The 14,977-nt window shown below is 68.5% G+C and carries 14 protein-coding genes and 1 pseudogene; 6 read left to right on the top strand and 9 right to left on the bottom strand.

The genetic code is table 11. The annotated features are described in order from the left end of the window. Positions 1-24 precede the first annotated feature (24 nt). Genes tsaC through AC5P9F_RS04105 form a run of 3 tightly spaced genes read left to right on the top strand, consistent with a single transcriptional unit; the run spans position 25 to position 2,117 of the window. On the top strand, positions 25-615 hold the full coding sequence (gene tsaC / locus AC5P9F_RS04115; protein ID WP_005411199.1) for an L-threonylcarbamoyladenylate synthase type 1 TsaC: 591 nt from the start codon (positions 25-27) through the stop codon (positions 613-615). Between the two features lie 43 nt (positions 616-658). Beyond that, positions 659-1,348: a DUF4124 domain-containing protein gene (locus tag AC5P9F_RS04110; protein ID WP_043034572.1), complete on the top strand. Its 690-nt coding sequence runs from the start codon at positions 659-661 to the stop codon at positions 1,346-1,348. Positions 1,349-1,370: 22 nt separating this feature from the next. Beyond that, positions 1,371-2,117 (top strand): hypothetical protein, encoded by a 747-nt coding sequence (locus AC5P9F_RS04105; protein ID WP_005411201.1) that lies wholly within the window; start codon positions 1,371-1,373, stop codon positions 2,115-2,117. A gap of 94 nt (positions 2,118-2,211) precedes the next feature. On the opposite strand, the gene AC5P9F_RS04100 is transcribed toward AC5P9F_RS04105, so the two are convergent. Next, entirely contained in the window at positions 2,212-2,988 is a 777-nt protein-coding gene (locus AC5P9F_RS04100) for an SDR family oxidoreductase (protein ID WP_005411202.1), read from the bottom strand. 111 nt (positions 2,989-3,099) lie between these two features. On the opposite strand from AC5P9F_RS04100, the gene AC5P9F_RS04095 reads away from it, so the two are divergent. Continuing rightward, complete coding sequence (locus tag AC5P9F_RS04095) at positions 3,100-3,312, top strand: hypothetical protein (RefSeq protein ID WP_005411203.1); 213 nt, start codon at positions 3,100-3,102, stop codon at positions 3,310-3,312. A gap of 98 nt (positions 3,313-3,410) precedes the next feature. Here AC5P9F_RS04095 and sppA read toward each other — a convergent pair whose 3' ends face one another. From sppA to AC5P9F_RS04075, 4 genes are all read right to left on the bottom strand, one after another. Further along, the gene (sppA, locus tag AC5P9F_RS04090; RefSeq protein WP_049450300.1) at positions 3,411-5,333 is read right to left on the bottom strand and encodes a signal peptide peptidase SppA; all 1,923 of its coding nucleotides are present in this window, start codon (positions 5,331-5,333) and stop codon (positions 3,411-3,413) included. Between the two features lie 115 nt (positions 5,334-5,448). Continuing rightward, positions 5,449-6,813: an MATE family efflux transporter gene (locus AC5P9F_RS04085; protein WP_005414611.1), complete on the bottom strand. Its 1,365-nt coding sequence runs from the start codon at positions 6,811-6,813 to the stop codon at positions 5,449-5,451. A gap of 236 nt (positions 6,814-7,049) precedes the next feature. Beyond that, the gene (locus AC5P9F_RS04080) at positions 7,050-7,634 is read right to left on the bottom strand and encodes a DUF3106 domain-containing protein (RefSeq protein WP_274849932.1); all 585 of its coding nucleotides are present in this window, start codon (positions 7,632-7,634) and stop codon (positions 7,050-7,052) included. Beyond that, entirely contained in the window at positions 7,627-8,631 is a 1,005-nt protein-coding gene (locus AC5P9F_RS04075; RefSeq protein WP_133050267.1) for a hypothetical protein, read from the bottom strand. Before AC5P9F_RS04075 ends, AC5P9F_RS04080 begins: the two co-directional genes overlap by 8 nt. Positions 8,632-9,043: 412 nt before the next feature. Between AC5P9F_RS04075 and AC5P9F_RS04070 the strand changes: the two genes are divergently transcribed. After that, complete coding sequence (locus AC5P9F_RS04070; protein ID WP_133050891.1) at positions 9,044-11,221, top strand: primosomal protein N'; 2,178 nt, start codon at positions 9,044-9,046, stop codon at positions 11,219-11,221. Between the two features lie 96 nt (positions 11,222-11,317). Here the strand turns inward: AC5P9F_RS04070 and AC5P9F_RS04065 are convergent, their stop codons facing one another. Further along, positions 11,318-11,938, bottom strand: coding sequence for a glutathione S-transferase family protein (locus AC5P9F_RS04065; RefSeq protein WP_005414615.1), 621 nt, complete (start codon positions 11,936-11,938; stop codon positions 11,318-11,320). A gap of 143 nt (positions 11,939-12,081) precedes the next feature. Further along, positions 12,082-12,861 carry an NYN domain-containing protein gene (locus AC5P9F_RS04060; RefSeq protein ID WP_005411210.1) on the bottom strand — a complete coding sequence of 260 codons (780 nt, stop codon included), beginning with the start codon at positions 12,859-12,861 and terminating at the stop codon, positions 12,082-12,084. Positions 12,862-12,984: 123 nt separating this feature from the next. On the opposite strand from AC5P9F_RS04060, the gene AC5P9F_RS04055 reads away from it, so the two are divergent. Then, positions 12,985-14,265 (top strand): NAD(P)/FAD-dependent oxidoreductase, encoded by a 1,281-nt coding sequence (locus AC5P9F_RS04055; protein WP_133050266.1) that lies wholly within the window; start codon positions 12,985-12,987, stop codon positions 14,263-14,265. A 91-nt stretch (positions 14,266-14,356) separates the two neighbouring features. Here AC5P9F_RS04055 and AC5P9F_RS04050 read toward each other — a convergent pair whose 3' ends face one another. Together AC5P9F_RS04050 and AC5P9F_RS04045 are read right to left on the bottom strand one after the other, a co-directional pair. Next, positions 14,357-14,812, bottom strand: a complete 456-nt coding sequence (locus AC5P9F_RS04050) for a hypothetical protein (RefSeq protein WP_005414617.1) — start codon at positions 14,810-14,812, stop codon at positions 14,357-14,359. A 35-nt stretch (positions 14,813-14,847) separates the two neighbouring features. Next, positions 14,848-14,973: pseudogene (locus AC5P9F_RS04045) on the bottom strand (nuclear transport factor 2 family protein); the annotation flags it as partial. Between the last annotated feature and the right edge of the window lie 4 nt (positions 14,974-14,977).

Below are 14,977 nucleotides of genomic sequence, written 5' to 3'. Positions count from 1 at the left end.
CCTTCTGCACGCAGCAGGGGGATAATGAAGGCCCACGCCGGGCCGGTCGCCGCCATGAAAGAACTCACCCTGGACTCTGCTGTCGCCACGCTCCGCGCGGGCGGCGTGATCGCCTACCCGACCGAAGCGGTCTGGGGCCTGGGCTGTGACCCTTCGCACGAGGCGGCGGTGCACATGGTGCTGCGACTGAAACAACGCCCGATCGAAAAAGGCATGATTCTGGTCGCGGCCGATCTGGCGCAGCTGGAAGGCTGGGTGCGCCTGCAGGCCCTGCCGGACGCACGCCAGCGCGCGGTGCTGGCCAGCTGGCCCGGCGCCAACACCTGGATCCTGCCGGCCGGACCCCGTGCCCAGCCGTGGGTCACCGGGGAGCACAGCGGCATCGCCGTGCGCATCAGCGCCCACCCGCTGGTGGCCGAACTCTGCCGTGCCTGGGGAGGCCCGCTGGTCTCCACCAGCGCCAACCTGGCCGGCGAACCACCGGCGCGCCGCCGCGAAGAACTGGATCCACGCCTGCTGCGCCTGCTTGATGGCATCCTGGATGGCGAAACCGGCGGCCTGGCCCAGCCCACCCCGATCCGCGACGCGCTCAGCGGCAACGTGCTGCGCTCCTGAGCGGCCGATTGCGCTGCCCCGGACAATCGCGCACCCTGCCGTCATGAACCTGCTGCGCACCGCTTTGGGCCTGTGCCTGCTGCTGCCATCGACGGCACCGGCGGCCGAGGATGTGCGGGTCTACCGCTGCGTCGCCAGCAACGGCGCCGTGGCCCTGCAGGACAGGCCCTGCAACAGCGGCCGCCAGGAAGTCCGCGACCTGCAGCGCCCGCGCGATCCAGCGCCGCGGGTGGTGCGCAGCGATGCGCCGCCCGCACCGCCGGACGAATCTCCGGTGATGCGTGACCGCGAGGTCCGCCACGTCTACATCCAGCCGCCCCAGCCGCTTTACGAATGCGTGCGCGACGATGGCCAGCGCTATACCAGCGACAGCAACGAGGGCAATCCGCGTTGGGTGCCGTTGTGGACCAGCGTCTGGCTGCCACACGGGCATCGGGGCCCATCGTACCCGGGTCCGCGCCCGGCCATCGGCACACCGATCGGTCCGCCCGTCGGCGAGGGCCCCGGTTACCGGCCGCCCGCCGTCGGCGTAGGCGTGCAGGTCCCGGCCGGCAGCGTGCTGGTGCGCGACAGCTGCCACGCGCTGCCGCCACAGGAGGTCTGTGCGCGCCTGCGCGACCGCCGCTGGGAACTGGACCGTCGCTACAACAGCGCATTGCAGAGCGAGCGCACCGCCATCAACAACGAACAGCGTGGCATCGACGCGCGCCTGTCACGCGACTGCCAGCGTTGAGCGCAGCCTGTACGCTGTGAGCATGAACAGACTGATCTGGTTGCTTCTGGCGCTGCTGCCCGGAAGCGCGTTGGCCGAAGAGGGCGTGATCTACCGCTGTACCTCCAGCAGTAGTGACGTCCCTACCCTGCAGCGCACGCCGTGCCCCACCGGCAGCAAGCAGCAGGTGCTGCGCGTGCCCGGCCCGGCCAACCCGCAGCCGGCTGCCGCTGCACCTGTGGCTGCGGAACCTGCACCCGCCCCCGTCGAAACACCCGCGCCGGTGCCGGCCGGACCGGCCGTTGCCCCTGCGGCCCCAGCGAAACCACGACGCGCGGACGAAGGACGCACCATCATGGAAGCGGGAATGGTTGAACGCGAAGGTGCCAACCAGATTCTCGACAGTGCGACCCTGCGCCGTGATGCCGATGCCCGTGCCGAAGCAGGCAACGGTCCACCGAAGCCGCCGCTTCCCCCGATCTTCCAGTGCACCGACGGACAGGGCGGTGGTTATCTGCACGAGTACGAGGCATCACCTGGTCGCTGCGAACCGATGACGGTGCAGGGCCTGGGCGGGGTCACGCCGATGAACGCGGCCGGCTGCGAAGTCGTACGCGACCGCTGCGAGGAACTTCCCGAAGCACAGCGATGCGGCAGCTGGCAGCAGCGCTTCCGCGATGCCCGCGGCCGTGAACGCTTCGCCGCACCGGAAAACCGCGATACCGCGCGCGGTGAACGCGAGCGGCTGCAGGCGGTGTTGGAGGCCAGCAACTGCCCGGTACCGGGGTGACCGCCACCCGGTAGTGCCGGCCGCTGGCCGGCAACCACAGGATCTTCAGATGATTGCAGTTGCCGGCCAGCGGCCGGCACTACCCCCTGAAAGATCAGAACCCGTAGCGCAGGAAGCCGCCATCCACCGCGATGCACTCACCGGTGACATAGCTGGCTGCCGGCAGGCACAGGAAGCCCACCGCGGCGGCCACTTCCTCCGGCTCGCCGATACGACGCATCGGCGTGCGGTTGATCACTTCCTCGTAGTAATCCGGGTCCGACAACGGACCGGAGGTCCGCCGCGTGCGGATGTACCACGGCGCCACTGCATTGACCCGGATGCCATCCTCGGCCCACTCGACGGCCAGGTTGCGGGTCATCTGGTGCATCGCGGCCTTGCTCATGCCGTAGACCACGCCGCTGCGCACATGGGTCAGGCCGGACACGCTGCCGACGTTGACGATCGACGACGATGCGTGGCGAGCCAGCAGCGGATGCGCGTAGCGCGACAGCTCGAACGCCGAGAACAGGTTGGTCTCGAAGATCTTCCGCCATTCGTCCTCTGAATACTCCGTGGCCGCCTTGGTGACGTTGCCGCCAGCGTTGTTGACCAGGATGTGCAGGCCATCACTGTGGTCTTCCACCCAGTCCAGGATCTGCCGGCGGTCCTCGTCGTCGGAGACATCGGCGGCCAGCGCGTGCACCTGCATCTGCGGATACACATCCAGCAGCTCGTCGCGCGCGGTCTCCAGCATGTCGATATCGCGCCCGACGATCATCAGGTCCGCGCCGAAGCCGGCCAGTTCGTGCGCGATGGCCAGGCCGATACCGGCGCTGGCACCGGTGATCAGGGCGGTCTGCCCGTCCAGGCGCCACCGTTGCTGGGTCATGTTTCCTCCGGGGCCGCGCCCGCTGCATTTCGATGCGGCAAGGATACGCGCTCACGGCGGCCCTCTGCCGAGGATGCGACACTGCACGTACGCCCACTGCGGAGAGCCGCCATGCGCATCCTGACCCTGTTCTCGTCCCTGCTGGCCGGCGTGCTGCTGGTGGCCTGCCAGCGGCCGCCGACGCCGAACCCGGAGAAGCCACCGGTGCCCAAAGCGATGTCGCGTGCGATGCAGGAACCGCTGGACCGTGCGAAGGACGCAGGGAAGGCCGTGGAAGAGGCCGCCGCACGCGAACGCAAGGCCGAGGCCGACGCGACGCAGTGACCTGTGGGGTCAGAGCCCTTTGCGGGGCAAAGGGATCCGACCCCACCAACGAAAACGCCCGGCCAGGGCCGGGCGTTTTCATTCGTCACCGCTGCCGATCAGAACCCGCAGAAGCAGTAGGCCAGCGCCTTCACCGGCGTGCCGTTGCCCTTCTCGCGCGCCGCGTTCTCGACAAAGCGCAGCTGCGTATCCACTTCCGGCATCGCGCGCGCCAGCACCATCCGCGCCATGCCCGAGTCGGACAGCATCCAGGCGCCGGCGCGGCTGCCGGCGAAACCGCTGACGAACTGCGCGAACGGCGTCGCCGCCTTCTCGATGTAGCGCACGCGGTAGGCATCGGCCTTGCCCAGCTTGGCGCGGCTGGCGGCATCGGCCACAGCATCCTTCAGGCCACCGAAGGCATCGACCAGGCCACGCTCCTTGGCCTGCGCACCGCTCCACACGCGGCCACGCGCCACTTCGTCGACGGCCTCGACCGGCTTCTTGCGGGCGTCGGCGACGCGACCGGTGAAGTCGGCGTAACCCTTGTTGATCACCGACTGGATGACCTGGCCCACGGCCGGATCCATCGGGCGGGTGACATCGAACGCACCCGCGAAACGGGTGGTGCCGACACCATCGGTGTGCACGCCGATCTTGTCCAGCGCGCGGCTGAAGTTCGGCACCATGCCGAAGATGCCGATCGAACCAGTGATGGTCGACGGATCGGCATAGATGCGATCGGCATTCATGCTGATCCAGTAGCCACCGGAGGCGGCCAGGTCGCCCATCGACACCACCACCGGCTTGCCGGCGGCCTGCAGGGCCACCACTTCGCGGCGGATCTGCTCGGAGGCGAACACTTCACCGCCCGGCGAATCCACGCGCAGCACCACCGCCTTCACGTTCTCGTCGTCACGCGCGGCACGCAGCAGCGCCGAGGTCGATTCGCCACCGATGCGGCCGGCCGGGAGATCGCCGCCGCTGATTTCGCCGGCGGCCACAACCACCGCTACCTGCGGACGGTTGTCCACCGGGTTGCGGCGCGCATCGAGCTGGCCCAGGTAGGTGCCGAAGTCGACGTTGCGGAAGCCACCGTCGGCATCGTCGTCGGCCACGCCGCGCTCGATCATCAGATCCTCGAATTCCTCGCGGGTCTTCAGCGCGGTCACCAGCTTCTGCTGCAGGGCGAACTTGGCCAGGTCGCCACCGGCGGCGGCGATGCCTTCCGGCAGCGTGTCGATGCCGGCGGCCAGCTGTGCCGGGTCCAGGCGACGCGCCTTGGCGATGTCCGCCAGATAGCGCTGCCACACGTCGTTCATCCAGAACAGGTCGGCTTCCTTGGAGGCCGGCGAGGCCGCATCGAGCACGTACGGCTCGGCCGCGGACTTGTATTCGCCCACCTTGAACAGGTGCACGTCCACGCCCAGCTTGTCCTGCAGGCCGGTTCGGAAGTACTGGCGGTAGCGGCCCAGGCCCTCGAGCACCACCGACCCCATCGGGTCCAGGTAGACCTCGTCGGCCTGTGCGGCCAGCAGGTACTGCGACTGGCCCATGCTCTCGCTGTAGGCCACCAGCTGCTTGCCGGAGGCACGCAGGTCCTGCAGCGCGGTGGCCACTTCACGCAGCGAAGCGAAGCCGGACGGCTGCAGCTTGTCCAGCTCCAGCACCACGCGCTCGATCTTCTTGTCTTCCTTGGCCGACTCGATCACCCGCAGCAGGTCGCGCAGCTGGATCTCTTCGGCGCCGTTGTCGCCCACCGCCTTGGCCAGTGCGCGGCTGACCGGGTCGGCGCTGAACTGCTCGACCAGGCGGCCTTCCGGGGCGATCACCAGGGTAGTGCGGTCCTGCAGCGACTTGCTGGCACCGGCGCCCATGCCCGCCGCGATGACGAACATCACCAGCAGCAGGAACAGCAGGCCGAAGAACAGCAGGTTGAGGATCAACCGGCGGGTGAAGTTCATGACGTCCCACAGCCCGATGAAGAAACTGGCGACGGGGTTGCGACGCGCCGGGGGCAGCGGGGGCACGGGTTGATTCATGGAACGCTCCGGATGGCTTCTTGCCGTGGTACCAGCATAGCCGGTGCCGTGTGATGCGGCATCGGACACAAGTCAGGGGATCGCCCGCCATGGGTCGGCATGACGGGCGCAAAGGTCAGGACAACATCGACTGGCCGATGCGCAGGCTGCTGCGGCGCAGGCGCCAGCCCATCAGGATGGCAGCGGCGGTCAGGCCAACGATCAGGCCGATCCACATGCCCTGCGGGCCCATGCCCAGACCCAGGCCGAGCCCGGCGCCGAGCGGCATGCCCAGGCCCCAGTAAGCGAACATGGCGATGAACATCGGCACGCGGGTGTCTTTCAGGCCGCGCAGCGCGCCGGCCGACAGCACCTGGATGCCATCCGGGAACTGGAAGGTGGCCGCGTACAGCAGCAGGGTCGAGGCCAGGCCGGCCACCGCCAGGTCGTTGGTGTAGACACCGACGATGGCATCGTGGCCGAACAGCAGCACCGCCGCCGACAGCGTCTGCGTGCCCATGATGATCGCGTAGCCGGCCCAGGCCGCACGCCGTACGCCGAAGCCATCGCCACGGCCAACCGCATGGCCGACGCGCACGGTGGTGGCCTCGGCCACGCCCATCGGGATCATGAAGCACAGCTGCGCCACGTTGATCGCGATCTGGTGCGCGGCCGCTTCATTCGCACCCAGGCGGCCGATCAGCAGCGCGGTGACGATGAACAGGCCGCCTTCCATCAGCACGGTAATGCCGATCGGCAGGCCGGTGCGCAGCAGGTCCCAGATCGCCTTCCAGCGCGGTCCTTCGAAGTGCGAGAACAGCTGCAGGTGGGCGAAGCGCTTGGTGCGCCACAGGTAGAGGGCAAACGCCGTGGCCTGCAGCCACATCATCACCGCCGAAGCGATGCCCAGGCCTTCCGCACCCAGTTCCGGGAAACCGAGCTTGCCGTTGGCCAGCACGTAGCCCATCGGCGCCAGCACCAGCAGGCCGCCGAAGCCGAGCAGCATGGTCGGCAACGTCCAGTGCATGCCTTCGCTCAGGTAACGCATGCAGAAGTACAGGGTCAGTGCGGGCCCGCCCCAGCGCACCGCGTGCAGGAACGCGGTCGCCCCCGGCACGATGTCCGGCGCGATCCCGAACGATGGCAGCAGCGGCGGCACCACCGTGAGGAAGGTGAACATGATCAGCCCCAGCCCCAGCGCCAGCCACAGTGCCTGGCGGAACAGCGGGCCGATTTCGCGCTCGCGGCCGGCGCCGTGCAGCTGCGATACCGAGGCGGTGAGCGAGATCAGGGTGCCGATCGGGATCAGCATCGGCAGCCACAGCAGCGCCGTGCCGATGGTCACTGCGGCCAGGGTCGCGGTGGCATGGTGGCCGGCAATCACGTTGTCGACGAAGGAGATCAGGCCGGTGGACACATGCCCGAGCACAAGCGGCAGGGCGAGCAGACCGGTGGCGCCGACTTCCTTGCTGAAGCGCGGCGTGGAGGTTGCAGTAGACATAAGGTGCTTGACGCGAACTACGGTTGCGCGCGAAGGGCACAGGCACCGGGTTGCGGCCGGTCATCTTACGCGCGCAGCGCGCGCATTCCCATGACATGGCGTGAATGCTGGGTTCCGGCAGGCCTCGGCATCACGCGTTGCGATCGCGTTACGAACAGAAAAAGGGGACGGAGGGGATTAAGTCGTTTCAAGCCCGACTGTGCCGAACACGACTTAATCCCCTCCGTCCCCTTTGTTTACTGGCCGGCCTGGCGCTTGAGCCAGGCGTCGCGCTCGGCGGCCGGCACGGCGAGGAACGCGCCTCGCACCGTGTCACGCTCCTGCGGTGGCGTGCGCTGCGCGACCAGGGTCAGCTGGGCCAGCTGCGCCGGGCTGAGCTGGCGCAGCACGGCCAGCGCGGCCTCGCGCTGTTCCGGTGGCACGAAGCCGAACAGGCCGTGCAGCTTGGGGAACTCCAGTCCCAGCTGCGGGCCCAGCCGCCAGCCCTCGCGGAAGGCCTGGTCCTGCGCCTGGAACTGCTCGCGCAGGCGCTGCTGCTGGTCCGCCGGCAGCGCATTGAACCGCGACGCAGCCTGCCGGATGCGCTCCCGCTCGCTCTCCGGCAGGGCGCGCCAGGCCGCGTAATCGGCACGGCGCTGACGCTGCTGCTGGGCGTCGAGCTGGGTGAACGCAGCGGGCGTCGTGTTTGTGGTGGCCGGAGCGGGAGCCGCCGGTGAACTGCCCGGCACTGGCGGCGGCAGCGGCACGCTCAAGGTCTGCGGCGCGGCGGACAGCGACAACGGCAGGGCCAGCAGCAGGCTGGCGAACAGGGTCTTATTCATCGGCGGCAGCGGTTTCCAGCGTGGCGCTGGCCGGCTCGGGCCGGCTCGGCCTGGATTGCGATTCGTCCACCGGCAACGGGCCGCCGGCGGCGGTCCAGGCATACAGATCGGCATCGGCCACCAGCGGATAGTCGCGGTCGGCCAGCATCATGGCGTCGTCGGAGGCTTGGGCCGGGGTCGCATCCGGCGTGGCATTGACCTTGCTCGGCGGAAGAGCTTCCACCGTGACCGGGCCAGCTTCGCCCACTACCCCTTCCGGCAGTGGAGCGTCGCTACCGGATGAATGTCCTTGCCAGTAGCGCCAGCCCAGTGCCGCAGCCAACAGCACCGCCACCGTCACCAGTAGGATCACCGGGCCGCGCCAGCGCGGCCTGGCATTGGGACGCCGCCGCTTGCCCTGGGCGGTCGCACGATCATCGCGCTGCGGTGCGCGCCAGCTGGTCGCGGGAGCTTCATTGCTGGCGGCCGGCGCAGCCGGCTGCTGCAGCTGCTGCAGGCGCTTGGCCGGCAGGTCGCGGATGCGCAGCTGCACCTGTTCGGCCAGCTGGCGCCATGCCGACGCATCGGGCTGGCCGTGCGCATCACGGGGGCAGGCATCGGCCAGCAGGTGCTGGTAGCCCGCTTCGTCCTGGTCGAGCACGCGCATGGCGATACCCTCGTCCAGACTGCCGCCCACCCGCAGCAGGAGCGCCAAGCGCGGCAGCGGCCCCATTTCGCCCAGCGCGGCCAACGGCGGCAGCCACTGGCCGCCCACCGGCTCGCGCAGCGCCTGGCGCTGGCCCAGCAGGGTCCAGAAACGGGTCGGCCACTGCGCCATCGGCAGGTCGCTGGCGACCGCGGCGAAGGCGCGCATCACCGCCACCAGCGTCTGCTCGGCTCGCGCGGCATCGCCGCACTGCAGCTCAGCCACCACCAGGGCGCGGCGCTCGACGCCGCGCAGGAACGCCGACAGCGCGCCGGCCGCGGTCGAGGAAACAGGGGCGGGCACAGCCGTCATCGGTCACTCCAAAGGTCTGCCGGCATGATAGCGGCAGCCCATCGGCACCCGTAGGACTTGCGCGCGCAGGCACTTCGTGCTGCAGGTTGTGCACAGCACCACGCCCGCCTCGGGGAAAACTGCGGCATCCAGCTGAATTCACTCTGTTTCAGCAATGTTTCACACTCAAGCTGTTGATTTTGAATGACTTTGAAGTGTGGCGATTTTTTGACCAACCCAAGCGTGAGCTCGTCGCCATCGGCCTCCTGCGTTCCCGTCGACCGGTAACGCACAACGTTATCCACAGAACATGTGGATAAGACTGAATCTCCAATGGACACCGATATTTAGGTGACATTTATGATTCGACGGAGGCCCCCGGCAGTCTCTGGCCCCTGCCATCCGCGCGCGCATGGCCCGTTACACTGGCCCGATGCTTTCACCCATTCCGACCCTGCAGGTCGCCCTGCCCGTCCCGCTGCCGCGCCTGTTCGACTACCTGTCACCAGAGGGCGATGGCCCCACGGTCGCGGTCGGCTGCCGCCTGAAGGTGCCGTTCGGCAACCGCGAGCTGGTCGGCGTGGTGGTGGGGCACGGCCAGACCGATGACGGCCAGGGACTGCGCCAGGCCTTGGCCTGGTGCGACCCGCAACCGCTGCTCCAGGGCGAGCTGTGGCACAGCCTGCAGTGGCTGGCGCGCTACACCCATGCGCCACTGGGCGAGGTGCTGAGCACCGCCCTGCCGGGCCCGCTGCGCCATGGCGACGCCCTGCCCGACACCCATCACTGGGGCTGGCAGCTGACCGCCGAAGGCCGCGCCCAGCGCGAAAAACTGCGCGCCGGCAGCCGCCCCCGGCAGCTGGCCGAGCTGCTGGCCGACGCCATCGTCGATGAGGACGTGCTGGGCGAACGCATGGACGACTGGCGCACCGCCGCGCGCAGCCTGGCCAAGCGCGAGCTGGCCGAACGCGTGGCGCTGCGCGTCGCTCCGCAGCACGCGCAGCCACTGCCTGGCCCCACCCTCAACACGGAGCAGGCAGAGGCCGTGGCGGCGATCAACGCAGTCGAGGGCTTCCAACCGTTCCTGCTGGATGGCGTAACCGGCAGCGGCAAGACCGAGGTCTACCTGCAGGCCATCATCCACTGCCTGGCCCAAGGCAAGCAGGCGCTGGTGCTGGTCCCGGAAATCGGCCTCACCCCGCAGACCCTGGCACGCTTCCGCGGCCGCCTCGGCATCGCCGTGCATGCACTGCATTCGGGGTTGAACGACAACGAGCGCGCCCGGGTCTGGGCGGCGGCTTCGCGCGGCGAGGCACGGGTGATCGTCGGCACCCGCTCGGCGGTGTTCACGCCGCTGCCGCAGGCCGGCCTGCTGATCGTCGACGAGGAGCATGACGGCAGCTACAAGCAGCAGGACGGCATCCGCTACCACGCACGCGATTTCGCTCTGGTCCGGGGCAAGGCGCTGGGCGTTCCGGTTCTGCTGGGCAGCGCTACGCCTTCACTGGAGACGCTGCACAACGCCTATGCCGGGCGCTACACCCACCTGCGCCTGAAGCAGCGTGCCGGTGATGCGCGGCCACCGCGCGTGCGCATCCTTGATGTGCGCAAGCGACCATTGCATGACGGCCTCTCGGCCGACGTGCTGGCCGGCATTGGCGAGCACCTGCAGTGCGGCCAGCAGGTGCTGGTGTTCAAGAACCGCCGTGGCTATGCGCCGGTACTGCTGTGCCACGACTGCGGCTGGACCGCGCCATGCAACCGCTGCGATGCACCGATGACCGTGCATGGCGGCGGTCGTCGCCTGCAGTGCCATCACTGCGGTGCGCGGCAACCGGCGCCGCTGGCATGCCCCGCGTGCGGGAGTCTGGCGCTGCAACCGCAGGGCATCGGCACCGAGCGCCTGGAAGAACATCTCACCGCCGCCTTCGCCGACTTCCCGGTGGTGCGCATCGACCGCGGCACCACGTCGCGACGCGATGCACTGGAACAACAGCTGGCGAAACTGGGCGACCAGCCCGGCATCCTGGTCGGCACGCAGATCCTGGCCAAGGGCCACGACCTGCCCAAGCTGACCCTGGTGGTGGTGGTCGGCATCGACGAAGGCCTGTTCTCCGCCGACTTCCGCGCCAGCGAGAAACTGGCGCAGCAGCTGATCCAGGTCGCCGGTCGCGCCGGACGCGCGCGCGACCCGGGCGAAGTCTGGCTGCAGACGCATCACCCGGGGCACCCACTGCTGGAAACCCTGGTCAGCGGTGGCTACCACCCGTTCGCGCAGGCCGAGTTGAACCAGCGCCAGGCCGCAGGATTCCCGCCGTTCGCGCATCTGGCGCTGATGCGCGCCGAAGCGCAGCAGGTGGAGCATGCCAATGCATTCCTGCTGGCAGCGCGACAGCTGCTGGGCGAGCAGGACGTGGTGGAGGCCTATGGACCCATGCCGGCGCCGATGCCACGGCGCGCCGGTTATCAGCGCGCCCAGCTGCTGCTGTCTGCCGCGCAGCGGCCACCGCTGCACGGGGTGCTTTCGCAACTGGTACCGCAGCTGTATGCGCTGCCGGAAGCACGCAAGGTGCGCTGGTCGCTGGATGTGGATCCGACGGATCTTTATTGAGGGGTCAGAGCCCACCCGTCGGGTGGGATCCGACCCCGATGCCCTGGGGCCGGATCCCTTTTCGCAGAAAAGGGCTCTGACCCCGGACGCTTTCGCTTACGTCAGCGGCGACATCACGCCGCGCTGGTAGGCGGGGCGCTCGCGAAGACGGGCGTACCAGTCGGCCAGGTGCGGCAGTTCCGGACGCTGGATCGGCAGTTCGAACCAGGCATAGATCAGCGAGCCAAGCGGGATGTCACCCATCGCGAATGTCTCGCCGGACAGCCACGGCTGCTTGGCCAGGGTGGCATCGGCCATCGCCAGGTAGTCGCCGGCGCGCACGATGGCGGCATTGATCCGCGCTTCGTCGCGGTCGGCCGGGGCGGTGCGCATGATGCCCCAGATCAGGTCGGTGTACAGCGGCGCCATGCGCGAGGTGCTCCAGTCCATCCACTTCTCGGCCTGGGCGCGTTCCATCGGGTCTTCAGCGTACAGCGTGCCCAGCGCGTAGCGCGCACTCAGGTAGCGCACGATGGCGTTCGATTCCCACAGCGGCAGGCCGTGGTCTTCGATCACCGGTACCAGGCCATTGGGATTCATCGCTTGGTATTCCGGCGTCTGCGTGCCGCCGTGGCTGCCACCGACCTCGATGGACTCGTACGGCAGGCCGATTTCCTCGGCACACCACAGCACCTTGCGGACGTTGCTGGAATTGCGACGGCCCCAGATCTTCAACATGCGGGTATTCCTTGCTGGCAATGCGAGCGGCAACGATACCCCTGATCGGGCGGGGTGTGTGCATATCGGATGCGGGATCTGGCGTCTGGGAATTGCCGGCCAGCGGCCGGCACTACCGGTTCCTCGCTGGCCAGCGGCCGGCATTACCGGTTCTTTTTCGGCAGCGCGCGCACGTAGGACGACTTGCCATCCTTCTTCAGTTCGAACAGGCCGATCGCTGCCAGCAGATCGCTGAGCTTGCCGTAGCCGTAGTTGCGCGGGTCGAACGACGCCTGGTTGCCGATCTGGCTGCCGACCGGGCCGAGGTGCGACCAGCCATCCTCGCCCTCGGCCGCGGACACCGCGCGGCGCAGCATCTTCACCAGCCGCGTGTCGCTGCGCATTTCCGCACCGCTCTTGCGCGGGCGCGCATCGTCGTTGGCCACCGGCTCGTTCGAGGCCTGTTCGCTGGATGCCTGTTCGGTATCCGGCACGCTGGCGTGGGTCTGGCCCAGTGCTTCCAGGTAGGTGAATTTCGAGCACGCGTTGACGAACGGCTCGGGTGTTTTCTTCTCGCCGAAACCGTACACCTTCACGCCATCGGTCAACAGGCGCATCACCATCGGGGTGAAGTCCGCATCGCTGGAGACGATGGCAAAGCCATCCAGGTTGCGCGCGTACAGCAGGTCCATGGCATCGATCACCATCGCCATGTCCGAGGCATTCTTGCCCTTGCTGTAGGCGAACTGCTGGATGGGACGGATCGCATACTCATGCAGCACCGCTTCCCACCCCTTCAGTCGCGGGCTCTTCCAGTTGCCATAGGCGCGGCGCACGTTGGCCACCCCATAGCGGGCCACTTCGGCCAACACCTCGTCGATCTTCGAGGCCGGCGCATTGTCGGCGTCGATCAACAGGGCGATGCGCTTTTCCGGTTCGCTCATGGACTCCTCGCGGGCGGTTGCCTGAACCCGAGTATCGCCGATCCACGCGGGCGCTGACGTGACAGGCGGCCGCCGTGCGAAGATGCCAGGCGCTTCCCCCAATGCCCCCACTGGAGTGAGTCGATGAGTCGCGAGCGCGTTCCCCACCTGGTTGTTGTCGGCGGCGGTTTTGCCGGTCTCTGGGCCACCCGTGCCCTGGCCCGCGAGCGCATGCGCATCACCCTGGTCGACCGCCGCAACCATCATCTGTTCCAGCCGCTGCTGTACCAGGTGGCCACCGCCGGCCTGTCCGCGCCGGATATCGCTGCACCACTGCGCCATATCCTCGGCCACCAGCGCAACGTGGAAGTCCGCCTCGGCGAAGTGGTCGCCATCGACAAGCAGGCCCGGCAGATCCGCATGGCCGATGACAGCACGCTGGACTACGACAGCCTGCTGCTGGCCACCGGCGCCACCCACGCCTACTTCGGCAACGACCAGTGGGCCGATGATGCGCCCGGCCTGAAGACGCTGGACGATGCGATCGCGCTGCGCCGCAAGCTGCTGCTGGCGTTCGAGCGCGCCGAGGCGGAACCGGACCCGGCGAAGAAGGCCGCATGGCTGAGCTTCGCGGTGGTCGGTGGCGGTCCCACCGGTGTTGAACTGGCCGGCACCCTGGCCGAGATCGCGCGGCATACGTTGCGCAACGAATTCCGCCACATCGACCCGGCCAGCGCCAAGGTGCGGCTGGTCGAGGCCGGCCCGCGCGTGCTGTCCTCGTTCCCGGAAGTACTTTCGCTGAAAGCACGCCGCCAGCTGGAAAAGCTGGGCGTGGAAGTGCTGACCGGTACCCCGGTGAGCGACATCGACAGCCAGGGCTTCACGCTCGGTGACCAGTTCGTACCGGCCCGCACCGTGGTCTGGGCCGCCGGCGTGGCCGCTTCACCGCTGGCGCGCACGCTGGACGTGCCGCTGGACCGCGCCGGCCGCGTGCCGGTGCAACCGGACCTGACCCTGCCCGATCACCCGGAGCTGTTCGTGGCCGGTGACCTGGCCGCACTGACCCAGGCCGACGGCAAGCCGGTACCCGGCGTGGCACCCGCTGCCAAGCAGATGGGCAAATACGTGGCCGAGGTGATCCGCGCACGCCTGCACGGCAAGCCCGAGCCCGGCCCGTTCAAGTACGCCGACTACGGCAACCTGGCCACCATCGGTCGCATGGCCGCGATCGTGCACTTGGGCCGGCTGCAGCTGTCGGGCGTGCTGGCCTGGTGGTTCTGGCTGGCCGCGCACGTGTTCTTCCTGATCGGCTTCCGCAACCGCATCGTAGTGCTGCTGAACTGGGCCGTGGCGTACTGGAGCTACCAGCGCAGCGCGCGCATCATCTTCGGTGATGACCAGGAAGACCGGCGACCCCGACGGTAGTGCCGGCCGCTGGCCGGCTGCCGCGCGGTCCGTCCCCTCTCCGCAGGAAAGGGCTCTGACTCCGTCAACATCATCCATGCATGGCGTGGATCTACCGCTTCATCGGGCCGCCGGGCACCCGCCGTTTCGACCATGCGCGGCAGAAGTCCTCCTTCCTTGCGGTGTCGGCAATCTGCGCGGCACTCCAGTTGCGGGTAATCCAGATCGTCAGTGCCGTGCTGCTCAGATGCCAGCGCAGCATGTCGTGCCGTGGCTGCCGCCAAAGATGGCGGCGGGCAATCCAGAACGCCTCCCGTTCCACCTCTGGCACCTTCTTCTTCATCGCGTCGTCGTCGAAGAACTGCGCGGCGAAACTCCAGGGATTCATCGGCTGAGATCCTGTTCGCGGTTCACTGCTGCACGCAGCCACACCACTGGGCGCACGGTCTGCTGGCTTCGGCCAACCGCCCACCAGGGCAAGCCCGAGCAGGTACAGCAGGCCAGGCAGCAGTGCGATGCCGGCGGCCAGTACGACGACGGAGACCCATGCCTTACCGGCGGCACGCATCGTGCTCACTTCGCCTTCGGTTTCGGGTACCACAACGGGTCGGCCTCCAGCTGGCCGTCGACGTAGTCATGGCAGGTGGCTTCGATGGCCGCGAGGGTGGCCGGGTCGGCAGCGGGACTGGTTGACGCGGAGAGAGCGAACAACAGGGCGACGGTGGACATCCGG

This window comes from Stenotrophomonas sp. YJH_SMC_4, assembly GCF_059371575.1.
Note: the sequence above shows the minus strand (reverse complement) of the source record. Positions and strands in the feature narration are given on the sequence as shown.

What these genes read in the sequence shown, in the direction of transcription:
- AC5P9F_RS04085 (WP_005414611.1), bottom strand. Translation starts at nt 6,813, where the DNA reads ATGTCTACTGCAACCTCCACGCCGCGCTTCAGCAAGGAAGTCGGCGCC.
- AC5P9F_RS04075 (WP_133050267.1), bottom strand. Translation starts at nt 8,631, where the DNA reads ATGACGGCTGTGCCCGCCCCTGTTTCCTCGACCGCGGCCGGCGCGCTG.
- AC5P9F_RS04055 (WP_133050266.1), top strand. Translation starts at nt 12,985, where the DNA reads ATGAGTCGCGAGCGCGTTCCCCACCTGGTTGTTGTCGGCGGCGGTTTT.
- AC5P9F_RS04080 (WP_274849932.1), bottom strand. Translation starts at nt 7,634, where the DNA reads ATGAATAAGACCCTGTTCGCCAGCCTGCTGCTGGCCCTGCCGTTGTCG.
- AC5P9F_RS04065 (WP_005414615.1), bottom strand. Translation starts at nt 11,938, where the DNA reads ATGTTGAAGATCTGGGGCCGTCGCAATTCCAGCAACGTCCGCAAGGTG.
- AC5P9F_RS04100 (WP_005411202.1), bottom strand. Translation starts at nt 2,988, where the DNA reads ATGACCCAGCAACGGTGGCGCCTGGACGGGCAGACCGCCCTGATCACC.
- AC5P9F_RS04095 (WP_005411203.1), top strand. Translation starts at nt 3,100, where the DNA reads ATGCGCATCCTGACCCTGTTCTCGTCCCTGCTGGCCGGCGTGCTGCTG.
- AC5P9F_RS04105 (WP_005411201.1), top strand. Translation starts at nt 1,371, where the DNA reads ATGAACAGACTGATCTGGTTGCTTCTGGCGCTGCTGCCCGGAAGCGCG.
- AC5P9F_RS04110 (WP_043034572.1), top strand. Translation starts at nt 659, where the DNA reads ATGAACCTGCTGCGCACCGCTTTGGGCCTGTGCCTGCTGCTGCCATCG.
- AC5P9F_RS04070 (WP_133050891.1), top strand. Translation starts at nt 9,044, where the DNA reads ATGCTTTCACCCATTCCGACCCTGCAGGTCGCCCTGCCCGTCCCGCTG.
- AC5P9F_RS04050 (WP_005414617.1), bottom strand. Translation starts at nt 14,812, where the DNA reads ATGCGTGCCGCCGGTAAGGCATGGGTCTCCGTCGTCGTACTGGCCGCC.
- sppA (WP_049450300.1), bottom strand. Translation starts at nt 5,333, where the DNA reads ATGAATCAACCCGTGCCCCCGCTGCCCCCGGCGCGTCGCAACCCCGTC.
- AC5P9F_RS04060 (WP_005411210.1), bottom strand. Translation starts at nt 12,861, where the DNA reads ATGAGCGAACCGGAAAAGCGCATCGCCCTGTTGATCGACGCCGACAAT.
- tsaC (WP_005411199.1), top strand. Translation starts at nt 25, where the DNA reads ATGAAGGCCCACGCCGGGCCGGTCGCCGCCATGAAAGAACTCACCCTG.